At 65.1% G+C, this 12,175-nt stretch carries 10 protein-coding genes; 8 read left to right on the top strand and 2 right to left on the bottom strand.

The genetic code is table 11. From position 1 onward, the window contains the following. Nucleotides 1–49: 49 nt before the first annotated feature. Both HWY05_RS36135 and HWY05_RS36130 read right to left on the bottom strand, forming a co-directional pair. Entirely contained in the window at nt 50–1,090 is a 1,041-nt protein-coding gene (locus HWY05_RS36135; RefSeq protein ID WP_176061314.1) for a hypothetical protein, read from the bottom strand. 270 nt (nt 1,091–1,360) lie between these two features. Next, complete coding sequence (locus HWY05_RS36130; protein ID WP_176061313.1) at nt 1,361–3,652, bottom strand: hybrid sensor histidine kinase/response regulator; 2,292 nt, start codon at nt 3,650–3,652, stop codon at nt 1,361–1,363. Between the two features lie 689 nt (nt 3,653–4,341). Between HWY05_RS36130 and HWY05_RS36125 the strand changes: the two genes are divergently transcribed. The 8 genes from HWY05_RS36125 to HWY05_RS36090 all read left to right on the top strand — a co-directional run bounded on the left by HWY05_RS36125 (nt 4,342) and on the right by HWY05_RS36090 (nt 12,062). Beyond that, on the top strand, nt 4,342–4,710 hold the full coding sequence (locus HWY05_RS36125) for a response regulator (protein WP_028195969.1): 369 nt from the start codon (nt 4,342–4,344) through the stop codon (nt 4,708–4,710). Beyond that, a complete protein-coding gene (locus HWY05_RS36120; RefSeq protein ID WP_035560572.1) occupies nt 4,703–5,326 on the top strand; it encodes a chemotaxis protein CheC in 624 nt (207 codons plus the stop codon). The genes HWY05_RS36125 and HWY05_RS36120 overlap by 8 nt, the downstream gene beginning before the upstream one ends. Further along, nucleotides 5,323–6,261 carry a diguanylate cyclase gene (locus HWY05_RS36115; RefSeq protein ID WP_035560569.1) on the top strand — a complete coding sequence of 313 codons (939 nt, stop codon included), beginning with the start codon at nt 5,323–5,325 and terminating at the stop codon, nt 6,259–6,261. Before HWY05_RS36120 ends, HWY05_RS36115 begins: the two co-directional genes overlap by 4 nt. A gap of 273 nt (nt 6,262–6,534) precedes the next feature. After that, nucleotides 6,535–7,383: a presqualene diphosphate synthase HpnD gene (gene hpnD, locus HWY05_RS36110; RefSeq protein WP_035560566.1), complete on the top strand. Its 849-nt coding sequence runs from the start codon at nt 6,535–6,537 to the stop codon at nt 7,381–7,383. Nucleotides 7,384–7,387: 4 nt separating this feature from the next. Further along, nucleotides 7,388–8,656: a hydroxysqualene dehydroxylase HpnE gene (gene hpnE, locus HWY05_RS36105; RefSeq protein WP_176061312.1), complete on the top strand. Its 1,269-nt coding sequence runs from the start codon at nt 7,388–7,390 to the stop codon at nt 8,654–8,656. Next, a complete protein-coding gene (shc, locus tag HWY05_RS36100) occupies nt 8,653–10,698 on the top strand; it encodes a squalene--hopene cyclase (RefSeq protein ID WP_176061311.1) in 2,046 nt (681 codons plus the stop codon). Before hpnE ends, shc begins: the two co-directional genes overlap by 4 nt. Nucleotides 10,699–10,701: 3 nt before the next feature. After that, nucleotides 10,702–11,436: a phosphorylase gene (locus HWY05_RS36095; protein WP_035560560.1), complete on the top strand. Its 735-nt coding sequence runs from the start codon at nt 10,702–10,704 to the stop codon at nt 11,434–11,436. A 161-nt stretch (nt 11,437–11,597) separates the two neighbouring features. Further along, nucleotides 11,598–12,062, top strand: coding sequence for a hotdog domain-containing protein (locus HWY05_RS36090; protein WP_035560557.1), 465 nt, complete (start codon nt 11,598–11,600; stop codon nt 12,060–12,062). Nucleotides 12,063–12,175 lie beyond the last annotated feature (113 nt).

The raw sequence follows: 12,175 nt of genomic DNA, 5'->3' as shown, positions 1-12,175 counted from the left end.
CACACGGCGGCCTCGCCCTGGATTCAAGGCGTGCCGCCGCCGCACCACGCTACACGTGATGATGCCCCGTCACCCGCTCCCAGCCATGACGCACGGCGAGCTTGAACCGCTCCCACGCGCTATCCGGCGCGGTCGTTTCCCACTGACGCCGTACTTCCGGTTCGACGTCGTCCCAAGGCATGTCGCGAAAGCGCGCGTCCTGACCGATTTCCGCGCCATAGCGGTACGCCGGCACATAGTCCTCGTAACGCGAATTTTCCGCCGCGTATTGCTCGTCATAGTGCGAGCGGAAATCTTCTTCGTATTCGAGGTATTCGTTCGGAATCTGGGCGCCTAAACCCGAGGTGGGATGCGTCGCTTCGGGAACAACTTCAGACGGCTGCATGATCGCGCCAGATCCGCCGATCGAGCCAGCGGCGATTGCACTACGCCCCGCATCGCCGACCAGCGGATCCGTCACCGGTTCGTTGACCGGATCCAGCACCGGACGTTCGCTGAGCGGCGGCGGCACGAACGGCTCGGCGTCGATGTTGCCCGGCGGCATGGCGTAGAGCGGATCAGCCATCGTCGGGCTGGCACTCGGGGTCGCTACACCGGCTGCCGGTGCGTCAGCCCCCATCACTCCCGACGCTGCCACGCTCGACGAACGCGGCGTTCCGGACCTCACCGTCCCAATGCCGAGCTCGTCGAGCACCGAATGCTCGCGACCCGGCGCAGCGTCCTCATTCCACTCCGGCACCCGTTCGCCGATATCGACCGCGCCGAGCCGCGTCAACGTTTCGCGCGCCAAATCCGCGTGAGCTTCACTTACCGCATTGACGCACACCAGCACCGCGCCGCGCCGCACGGCCTCGGCATAGCGCGCCGTGTCCGGCGCGCGTGCGCCGGTGGCGAACAGGCTTGACAGAAAGCGCTCGATATTCGCGATCACGCCGGTGCTGGCGACCTCATCGGTTGCCGAGCCGACGGACGGTTCAGGATTGGCCTGCAGCTCGATCGTTTCGCGTGCAAAGCCGGTTTGAACGAGCGTGTCGCGGGCGCCTTCCGCTTGAGAATAAGTGTCGAATAAACCAATCACGGTATGTTGCATGGCTGTCTCCCGACGTATTGAATGGACTGACGGGCGTCGCGATACGCGGGCCCTCCATCCGATGCATGCCGCAACGATCGTGCCGGAGTCGGCGCAGAGGTGCCCAAGCCCCTAGGTCCGTGTAGGCCAGCCTGCGCTGAAGAATTGGTGACACCTGCCCACCTGGCACCGCAGGGCAGCGACGCGGCGCTTTTACAACGCCGGTAAATGGCGTGGACCTTGACCCACGCCTCAAACACGCGCAAACACGCCTCAAAGCCACCACCCGCTTCAATCCGCCGATTGCGCCGCCGGATCCGTCCCCGTCTGCGTCAAATCGTGCTGGATCGCTCGCAGCAGTTGCTCCAGCAGGCCGATATCGAAGGGTTTGGAAAGCACCCGCACGTCCACGTGTCGCGCACGGTCGAGTTCTTCCGCGTAGCCGGTTACCAGAATGACCGGCAATTGCGTGTCGAACGCCAGCACCGCCTCGGCCAGATCGATACCGTTCATCTTCCCCGGCATGTGGATGTCCGACAGCACCAGATCGAACGGCAGCGGTTCACCCGTGCGGGCTCGTCGCGCGTGGGCGTCGTCGAACAGGCGCAGCGCGGTATCGGCATTGAATACGCAGGTGATCTGGTGGCCCATCATCTGCAGCAGCGCTTCGGTGCCGGCCGCCACTTCCTCGTTGTCTTCGACCAGCAGAATGCGCAGCCCCTGCGGCGCGCCGCTCTCGTCGACGCTCGTCTCAGGCGGAGCGTCGGCGGCAGGTTCGTCGGTCGCGCGCGGCAGATACAGGCGCACCGATGTACCTGCGCCGACCGCGCTGTCGATCGCGGCCAGCCCGCCGGAGCGTTCGCAGAACGCAAAAACCTGCGGCAGCCCGAGGCCCGTGCCCATGCCTTGCGACTTGGTCGTGTAGAGCGGTTCGAAGGCCCGCGCGAGCACGTCGGGCGCCATGCCGATGCCGGTATCTTCGAGCGACAGTTGCACGAACTCGCCGCTCAGCGGAAAGCCGTCGTCGCGACGAAAATGGATATTCGCGGCTCGCACGGTGAAACGGCCGCCGTTCGGCATCGCATCGCGCGCGTTGATGGCGACGTTGATCAGCGCGAGTTCGAGCTCGGCGACGTCGACGTGCATCGGCCAAACCTCTACGCCAATATCGATCACCAGCGACACCTTCGCGCCGAGCGACGCGCGCAACAGTTCGCGGCAGGCCGGCAGCCAGCGCTCGAGCGACAGCGTCTCATTGCGCAACGGCTGTTTGCGCGCCACCCCGAGCAATTGCCGCGTCAGCGACTGGCCGCTCTTGAGCGCGCGTTCCATCGCCGACAATTCGCGATCGAGGCCGGGCGTGCCGCGCCGTCGCGCGATCTGCACGTTGGACGAGAGAATCATCAGCAGATTGTTGAAATCATGCGCGACGCTGCCGACCAGCGTGCCGAGCGCCTCCATCTTGCGCGACTGGCGATACGCGGATTCGATCGAGCGGCGCATCGACGCTTCGGCCTGCCAGCGCTCCCACGCTTCCTCTTCGGCGCCGAGCCGGCGCAGCGACAGCCAGATCACGCACCACAACGCGATGGACGGCGTGAATATCGACAGAATCAACACGCTCAGATGCCGATACCACGCGGCCCAGATCGCCGAGGTGCGATAGCCGCACGACACATACACCGGATACGAGCCGACCCGCCGGAACGCGACGATCATGGCGTCGCCGTCGAGGTCAGAACGCATGGTCACCACGCCCGCCCGCCGACCCTGCGCCAACGCTTCGGCGAACGGCGAATGCGGCGCCACCGCAGCCGGCTCGCGCGGGTTCCGCGGGTTGCGTGGATAGCGCGCGAGGATCGCACCGTCCGTGCGCACCAGGCTCATCGTGATCGGCGTAATGTCGTTGCCGCCGAGCAGCTCGCGGTAGAACGCGTCGAAATAGCTGGGCCGCAACGCCACGGATACGACGCCGGCAAACGCGCCGTCCGCATCGCGCCGCGCGACGCCCGTGTTGAACACCTGCTCGCCGGCGACATGCCCCGTCATCACTTTCGACACGTGGTCGAGATCCTTGCCGCCGCGAATGCCGACGAAATCGTCGCGCTCGCCGATCGAAATAGCCGGCGACGGATAGAACCGGCTGGTGGCCAGCAGACTGCCGTCGCGCCCAAAGATCGACACCGCGGCCACTTGCGGATAACCGCCGCCCATCGTGCGCAGCTTGTCGTGAATGGAAGCTTCGCGGGCGCGAATGCCGTCGTCGTCGAGACCTTCGGTCAGATCGACGACGCGCGCGTCGAGCGTCTCGTTCATGTCGAATACTTTCAGCGCGTGTTCGTCGGCCACCCGCACGGTGCGCAGCGTCAGGTCGGTGGCGTCGGCGACGCGCGAGCGCCAGTCGCTCAACGCCATGATCGCGACATAGACGCACGGCAGCACGATCGCGGCGACCAGCAGCGCAATCAGCGTCATGCGCCGTACGTGGAAATTCTGTTCCGGCACGGCGGGGAACATCGCCTCGTTCTGCCGGCTGGCAGCAAGGCGGTTCGCGGATGGCGGGTCGAACCGGTCGGGTGTCATGGTCGTTAAGGCCAGCTTCGTGCGAAACGAAAAGGGTCCGTTGAAGGCGTCATACGAGAAGCATAGACACACAGCCACGGTAGAAGTTACCTCGGCGAGTCGCTATGCGGGGTGCGGCACGTTATTCGTCTGCTTTTTGAAACAGCGACGAATCGGCAACCGCAAACGTACACAAAAGTATAAATAGCAAAGATAGCTTCCCATATCTATCAAAATATTTTTATAAATAGTACTTATGGGAAAAATCTCTTTAATGAACGTGGAATTGGCGAGTTGCCTTTCCGTTGATTTGCTTCGAAAATCGATGCCACGATAAAAAATGCGTCCGCCATGTTCGGAGGCATCTGCCGCGAGGGCTGCCAGACCGTGCGTACCACGCACGCCGAAGGCGTTCGCGGAAACACGCGCGCGGCAAGGGACCAGCCCGATCCACGAGGCCGCGCAGATTCATCTACGGGGTAGGCTTCGAACATGCCGGTCATAGCCGTCGTTCACCGTGCGAGCACGCATTCATGCCCGCCCACGGGTTCCGCCAAACGCACCGCGCCGCGCGTGCTCCCCGCTCGCTCGCCATCTGCTTTCCCCTACGCTTCAGCGCACTTAGCCGCTGGTCGACAGACCGTCTGCTAAAGAATTCGCCTGTAAACGCCGTTAACGCGCAAGAGCTAATTTCGCTTTCCGACCCGCCCATGCCTTTGCCTATTGTGATCGCCGACGATTCGCTGCTTGCCCGCAAGGTGCTCACCAAGGCATTGCCGCCGGACTGGGATGTCGACGTGTCCTACGCCACGAACGGGCGCGAAGCGCTCGGTCTGTATCGCGAAGGCAAAGCGTCGGTGATGTTCCTCGATCTGACAATGCCGGACATGACCGGCTACCAGGTGCTCGAAGCTTTGCAGCATGAGGATCTCAACACCTTCGTGATCGTCGTCTCCGCCGATGTCCAGCCGATGGCCCAGTCGCGCGTGCGCGCGCTCGGCGCCGCCGCATTCATCGCCAAGCCCGTGACGCCCGAGGCGGTACTTCCTATCCTCAAGGAGTACGGGTTGTATGTCTGAACCAGTCCTCACCGAAGATCAGCGCGACGCGCTGCAAGAGGTCGCCAATCTGGCGATGGGCCAAGCCGCGACGCGTCTGGCGCGGCTGCTCGATGCGTTCATCGAATTGTCGGTGCCGCGCGTGAGGGTGGTGGCGGTGAGCGAGGCGGCGCAGGCGCTGCGCGAGATGACCGGCATCGAGGACAAGGTCAGCGCGGTGCGTCAGGGATTTCGCTCCGATATCAAGGGCGAGGCGCTGGTGATTTGCCGCAGCGATAGCGTCGATCAACTGTGTTCGCTGGTCAGCGATCCGTACTCGCGCTCGGCCTACGAGGCGGTCAGCCAGCGCGAGCTGGTGTTCGACGTCGCCAATGTGCTCACGGGCGCGTGCGTGTCGTGCATTCTCGACCAGCTCGGCCGCACGCCGGTGTTCTCGGCGCCCGGCCTGCTCGGCGAAGCGATGACCCTCGACGAAGTGTTCCAGCCGGGCGTGCTGCAATGGGGCGTCGCCTTGCTGGTCGAAGTCAATTTCGCGCTGGAAGATCAGAGCTTCCGCGCCCATCTGGTGATGCTGATGGCGGAAGAGTCGATCCGTCACATGAACGGAGCGCTCGACGAGCTGTTGTCCAGTCTATGAATGTGCCTGTGGAGTCGTTGAGCGATCTGGTTGTCGAACGTGTCGGTTTCGGCATCTTCGTGCTCGATCGCGATATGAACGTCCTCATGTGGAACCGCTTCATGCAGGACCACAGCGGTATAGCGGCCGAGCAGGCAGTCGGCCAGTCGCTGTACACGCATTTCCCCGAACTGCCGCGCGTGTGGCTGTCGCGCAAGATCGAAAGCGTGTTTCAGCTCGGCAGTTTCGCGTTCAGTTCGTGGGAGCAGCGCCCATATCTGTTCAAGTTCGATCACGACCGGCCGATCACCGGCGGCGTCGATTTCATGCAGCAGGACTGCACGTTCATGCCGCTGATGCGCGATCGCGAAGTGGTGGCCGTGTGCGTGACCATCTCGGACGTCACGCACGTCAGCATCGTGCAGCGCGAACGCGAAGAGGCGGTCGCCAAGCTGCAGGAATACGCGGACCGCGACGGTCTGACGGGAATCGCCAACCGCCGTTTTTTCGAAGCGCGTCTGCGCGACGAATTCACGCGCTGGCAGCGCTACGGCGGCGACATGTCCGTGCTGCTGTTCGATCTCGATCACTTCAAGAAAATCAACGACCAGTTCGGCCACGGCGTCGGCGATACGGTGCTGCGCGTGATGGCGCAGCGCGTGGCCGGCGTGGTGCGCGCGCAGGATACCTTCGGGCGCTTCGGCGGCGAGGAGTTCGCGTTGCTGCTGCCTTGCACGCCGCTCGAAGACGCCATGCGCGTCGCGGAAAAGATCCGCTGCACGATCGCCGACACGCCGGTCGAAGTGCAGGGCGTGGGCGTGCCGGTGACGGCAAGCGTCGGCGGTGCCGCGGCGCGCACCGGCGTGCCGGCGTATGACGTGCTCATCAACGAAGCCGATGCCGCGCTGTATAGCGCGAAACGGCAGGGACGCAACCGTTCGATCGCGTTTAACTGAGCGGCGCGGCGGGTTTTTTTTACCGGCTCGGCGTATTGCGTGAGCGCGCGTGCAGCACATTGCGCGGCATAAACTGCCGTCGTACCGCTGACCTTCCGGCCCCTTATTCACCCGCGAAACTGCGGCATCTCACAAACGTTGATATACTTTTCGCCGTTTCCGGCCTCCCTGCCGGATGTTTCGCGCGTGTCCGCGCGCGCGGGCCGCTCGCCTCGCGGGTGAGTATCAAACTTCTTGAACGCCTTTCAGCGGGCGCCTCCAGCGGAGATCGTCTTGGCTGTTTCCAATCTTGTCGTGGACGAACCAGAAATCGACGCCGCTGCCGCCACGTCCGGCAGCTCGTTTTATCTCGCCATGCGCATCCTGCCGGCTGCGCAGCGCGATGCGATGTATCAGGTCTACGCTTTTTGCCGCGCTGTCGACGATATCGCCGACAGCGACATGCCGCGCGTTGAACGCGCCGCCGCGCTCGAGCGCTGGCGGGCCGACATCGACGCGTGCTACGCCGGCGCGCCGCGCGCTTCGTTGCGCGCACTGACGCGGCACATTCATACGTTTCATCTGCAGCGCGAAGATTTTCACGCGATGATCGACGGCATGGCCATGGACGCCGCCGCCGACATCTGCGCGCCCGACGAAGCCACGCTCGACCTCTACTGCGACCGCGTCGCCAGTGCGGCGGGCCGGCTATCGGTGAGGATATTCGGGATGCAGGACGAACCCGGCCGTTTGCTCGCGCACCATCTGGGCCGCGCACTGCAACTGACCAATATCCTGCGCGATATCGACGAAGACGCCGGCATCAACCGCTGCTACCTGCCGCACGAATTGCTGGCGCGCGAAGGCATCGCGGTGACGAGCCCGACCCAGATCGCCGACGATCCGTCGCTGCCGCGCGTCTGCGCCACGCTCGCCGAGCGCGCCAAGGAACACTTCGCCGCGTCTGACGCGATCATGGACCGCGAATCGCGGGTTCACGTGAAGGCGCCGCGCATCATGTCGGGCGTCTATCGCCTGCTACTCGACCGCACGCTCGACCGCGGCTTCGACATTCCGCGCACGAAGGTCAGCAAGCCGAAGCTGCGCATGCTGTGGATCGTCGCGCGTTACGCGCTCTTCTGAGTTGATGCCGAAGCTCGTCCACGTGGTCGGCGCGGGCCTTGCCGGCCTGGCCGCCGCGGTGCAACTGCAGCGGCGCGGCGCGCAAGTCGTGCTGCACGACGCGGCGGGCTACGCAGGTGGACGTTGCCGTTCGTATTACGACGCCAAACTAGGCGCAACGCTGGACAGCGGCAACCACATCGTGTTGTCGGGTCATACCGCGACGCTGAACTACACGCGGGCGATCGGCGCCGCCGACGAACTGGACGGCCCGGCGCAGCCCGACTATCCATTCGTCGATCTGGCCACGCGGGCGCGCTGGACCGTGCGCATGTCGCCGGGCCGCTTGCCCTGGTGGATCTTCGACCCGAATGCGCGCGTGCCGAACACCGGGCCGGGCGATTATCTGTCGCTCGTGCCGTTGCTGTTCGCCAAGCCCGGACGCAGTGTCGCGCAGACCATGCGCGCCAATGGCCCGCTGTGGGACCGTTTGCTGCGGCCGCTACTTCACGCGCTGCTGCAGGTCGAGCCGCGTGAGGCATCGGCGGAATTGACGGCGGCCATGGTGCGGGAAACCGTGCTCGCCGGTGGCCTCGCGTGGCGTCCGCTGATGGCGCGCAATGGCCTCGGCAGCGCTTTCGTCGACCCGGCGCTGCGACTGCTGCAACATGGCGGCGCGGCCATCCGGCTGGAGTCGAGCCTGAAGGAAATCGGTTTCGCCGCGGACAACCCCCGCGTGCAGACGCTGAACTTCGCGCACGAGCAGATTGCCGTCGACGTCAATCACGCGGTGATTCTCGCCGTACCGCCGGAGATCGCGCAGACGCTGGTGCCCGGCATGCGCGCGCCGACGCGCTTCGCGGCGGCTGCGAGCGTGCATTTCGCGGTCGAGCCGCCGTTCGGTTTGCCGCCGCTCACCGGGCTACTCAACGGGACAGCCGAGTGGCTGTTCGCGTCCGACGGACGCCTCGCCGTGACCGTCGGCAACGCTGAAGCCCTGCTCGACACGCCGCACGAAGCGCTCGCGGCGACCGTGTGGGCCGAAGTTGCCCAGGCGGCCAGTCTGCCCGCCACGCCGATGCCGGCCTGGCAGGTCGTGATGAACAAACGCGCGACCTTTGCCGCGCTGCCGGACCAGGAAACCCTGCGTCCCGGCACGCGCACTCGCTGGAACAACTTGATGCTCGCGGGCGACTGGACGGCCACCGGCCTGCCCGCGACGATTGAAGGCGCGATCCGCTCTGGCCAGAAGGCCGCGGATACGTTGCTGAATGAACCGATGGAACGCCGATGAACGACTTATCTCAAGCTCAGCCGCTGGACGCCGTCCTGCCCGAATTCGCCGCCGCCGCCGTGCCTGCAACGCCCGACGTGCCGGTGACGGCGACGACGGCCGCGCAAGCGCCCGACGCATCGCTCGACGCCGCGATCACGCGCGCGACCGACGCGATCCTCGCCGCGCAGAAACCGGACGGCCACTGGGTCTACGAACTCGAAGCCGACGCGACGATTCCCGCCGAATACGTGCTGCTGGTCCACTACCTCGGCGAAACGCCGAATCTGGAACTGGAGCAGAAAATCGGCCGCTATTTGCGCCGCATCCAGATGGCGGAGGGCGGCTGGCCGTTGTTCACCGACGGCGCGCTCGACATCAGCGCCAGCGTGAAGGCCTACTTCGCGCTGAAGATGATCGGCGATCCGGTCGACGCCGAGCATATGGTCCGCGCTCGCGAGGCGATTCTGGCCCATGGCGGCGCGGAAACGGTGAACGTCTTCACGCGGATTCTGCTCGCGCTGTTCGGCGTCGTGTCGTGGCGCGCGGTGCCGATGATGCCGGTCGAAATCACGCTGTTGCCGGAGTGGTTCCCGTTCCATCTGTCGAAGGTGTCGTACTGGGCGCGGACCGTGATCGTGCCGCTGCTGGTGCTCAACGCGAAGCGACCCGTGGCGCGCAATCCGCGACGCGTGCGGATCGACGAGTTGTTCCGCGGCGCGCCGGTCAACGTCGGCCCGCGCGATCGGGCGCCGCATCAGCACCTCGGCTGGTTCCGCTTTTTCAGCGGCGTGGACGTGCTGCTGCGCGCCGTCGACGGGCTGTTTCCGAAAGCGACGCGCGACCGTGCGGTCCGCGCGGCTGTGGCGTTCGTCGACGAACGGTTGAACGGCGAAGACGGCCTCGGCGCGATTTTCCCGGCCATGGCCAATTCGGTGATGATGTACGACGTGCTCGGCTATCCGGCCGATCATCCGAATCGCGCGATTGCGCGTCAGTCGATCGAGAAGCTGCTCGTCATCAAGGATGACGAAGCATATTGCCAACCGTGTCTGTCGCCGGTGTGGGACACCTCGCTGGTTGCGCATGCGCTGCTCGAAACCGGCGAGGCGCATGCCGAACAGGCCGCCGAACGCGGGCTTGCGTGGCTGCGCCCGCTGCAGATTCTCGACGTGCGCGGCGACTGGATCTCGCGTCGGCCGAACGTGCGGCCTGGCGGTTGGGCGTTCCAGTACAACAACGCGCACTATCCGGACGTCGACGATACGGCGGTGGTCGTGATGGCGATGCAGCGCTCGGCCTCGCTCACGCAATCCGACGTGGATCGCGAAGCCATTGCGCGCGCGCGCGAATGGGTGGTCGGCATGCAGAGCAGCGACGGCGGTTGGGGCGCGTTCGAGCCGGAAAACACCCAGTACTACCTGAACAACATTCCGTTCTCCGATCACGGCGCCTTGCTCGATCCGCCGACCGCCGACGTGTCGGGCCGCTGTCTGTCGATGCTCGCGCAGCTCGGCGAACTGCCGAAGGACAGCGAACCGGCGCAGCGCGCGTTCGCGTACATGCTGAAGGAACAGGAATCGGACGGTAGCTGGTACGGCCGTTGGGGCCTGAACTACATCTACGGCACGTGGACCGCGCTGTGTTCGCTGAACGCAGCTGGTTTTCCGCACGACGACCCGCGCATGAAGCGCGCCGCGCAGTGGCTCCTGTCGATCCAGAACGAGGACGGTGGCTGGGGCGAGGGCGGCGAGAGCTACAAGCTCGACTATCGCGGTTACGAACGGGCGCCGAGCACGGCTTCGCAAACCGCGTGGGCGCTGATGGGCCTGATGGCCGTCGGCGAGGTCAATCACGAAGCCGTGGCGCGCGGCGTCGCGTATTTGCAGCGCGAACAGCGCGAGCACGGCTTGTGGGACGAAACGCGTTTCAGCGCGACCGGCTTCCCGCGCGTGTTTTATCTGCGTTACCACGGTTATCGCAAGTTTTTCCCGCTGTGGGCGCTGGCGCGCTTCCGCCATCTGAAGCGCAACGGGCTCACGCGCGTTGCCGTCGGAATGTAACGGATGTCGCTTTCGACAACGCCGTCCGGCGCGGCCGGCCGTGCCGGCTTGCCGGTGATCGTGGTGACGGGCATGGCGTTCGAGGCGCGCATCGCGCGCGGCGAGGGCGTCGAAGTGGTGTACGCGGCGTGCGCCGATCTGCTGGAGCGCGCGTTGAGCGCGGCGGTGGCGCGCGGTTGTGCGGGCATTGTGAGTTTCGGCACGGCGGGCGGGTTGGCGCCGGATCTGGAGCCGGGTTCGATAATCGTCGCGGATGCCGTGGAAGGGCCGTTAGGGCGTCTCCAGACCGATCGGGCGTGGGCGGACAGGCTGGCGGCCGCGCTGACGGCTGGGTCGCTCAAGGCGCGTCTGCGGCGCGGTCTCGTGGCTGCGGTGAGCGCCCCGCTGGTGAGCGCCGACGACAAGAGCGTGCTGCATCGCTCGACCGGTGCGTTGGCGGTGGATATGGAGTCGCACATTGCCGGTGCGACGGCTGCCGCGCATGGCGTGCCGTTCGCGGTGTGCCGCGCGATCGTCGATCCGGCCTGGCGGACGCTGCCGTCCGCGGCGACCGCCGGTCTGCGCGACGACGGCAGCACGGCGCTCGGACCGATTCTGCGGGAATTGCTGCGTCAGCCTTCGCAGCTCGGCGCGCTGATTCAGGTGGCGGTGGATGCGCGGGCGGCGCGAGGTTCGCTGGTTCAGGCGCGACGCGCGATGACCGAGGCGGGCGCTTTGCGGATGGTCGCGGCGGTCTGAGTCGGCGGTTTCGCCCGCTGGGCCTGCCGCCGATTGATTTTCCCTAAGAATTCAGTAGATATTGAATAACTAGGGAAAACCCTTATATTTGGTACAATCTCAGTGTTAACCCTAGGTTGAGGCGGCGCGCCTCGCCAGGTGCCTCGAACACGGAGTACCAAATGAATTTCCATACCAGAAAGTGGGTCAAGCCCGAAGATCTCAACCCCAACGGCACGCTGTTCGGCGGTAGCCTGCTGCGCTGGATCGACGAAGAAGCCGCGATCTACGCGATCTGCCAGCTGGACAACCAGCGGGTGGTGACCAAGTTCATGTCCGAAATCAATTTCGTCAGTTCGGCGCGGCAGGGCGACATCATTGAACTCGGCATGACCGCCACGCACTTTGGCCGCACGTCGCTGACGCTGCGCTGTGAAGTGCGCAACAAGATCACACGCAAGAGCATCCTGACCGTCGAAAAGATGGTGTTCGTCAATCTGGACGAGAACGGCGAACCGGCGCCTCATGGACGCACGCAGATTCGTTACGCGGAAGAGGCGTTTGCGAGATATCGCGAGGATTCGCGGCCGGGCGCGGTAGTTGAAGAAGAGATGGCTGCGCGGGGTGAGGTGGATAGCCTGCACTGAGGCTAGAGGCGCGACCGGCGATGCTGGGCTGGCCGCACGGCATTGCATTCAGAAGGCGTCGCGCCCGTTTTGCCATTTCAGCCTAGCCCCGCTTTACGCGGGGCTTTTCTTTG

This window comes from Paraburkholderia sp. BCC1876, from assembly GCF_902833695.1.
GTDB lineage: Bacteria > Pseudomonadota > Gammaproteobacteria > Burkholderiales > Burkholderiaceae > Paraburkholderia.
The sequence above is the reverse complement of the archived record's forward strand: the minus strand, read 5'-3'. Positions and strand labels throughout refer to the sequence as shown.

Bases quoted from the DNA above. Each gene is read 5' to 3' on its own strand.
- hpnE (WP_176061312.1), top strand. From the start codon at position 7,388: ATGCCGAAGCTCGTCCACGTGGTCGGCGCGGGCCTTGCCGGCCTGGCC.
- HWY05_RS36090 (WP_035560557.1), top strand. From the start codon at position 11,598: ATGAATTTCCATACCAGAAAGTGGGTCAAGCCCGAAGATCTCAACCCC.
- HWY05_RS36125 (WP_028195969.1), top strand. From the start codon at position 4,342: ATGCCTTTGCCTATTGTGATCGCCGACGATTCGCTGCTTGCCCGCAAG.
- shc (WP_176061311.1), top strand. From the start codon at position 8,653: ATGAACGACTTATCTCAAGCTCAGCCGCTGGACGCCGTCCTGCCCGAA.
- HWY05_RS36130 (WP_176061313.1), bottom strand. From the start codon at position 3,652: ATGACACCCGACCGGTTCGACCCGCCATCCGCGAACCGCCTTGCTGCC.
- HWY05_RS36135 (WP_176061314.1), bottom strand. From the start codon at position 1,090: ATGCAACATACCGTGATTGGTTTATTCGACACTTATTCTCAAGCGGAA.
- HWY05_RS36115 (WP_035560569.1), top strand. From the start codon at position 5,323: ATGAATGTGCCTGTGGAGTCGTTGAGCGATCTGGTTGTCGAACGTGTC.
- HWY05_RS36095 (WP_035560560.1), top strand. From the start codon at position 10,702: ATGTCGCTTTCGACAACGCCGTCCGGCGCGGCCGGCCGTGCCGGCTTG.
- HWY05_RS36120 (WP_035560572.1), top strand. From the start codon at position 4,703: ATGTCTGAACCAGTCCTCACCGAAGATCAGCGCGACGCGCTGCAAGAG.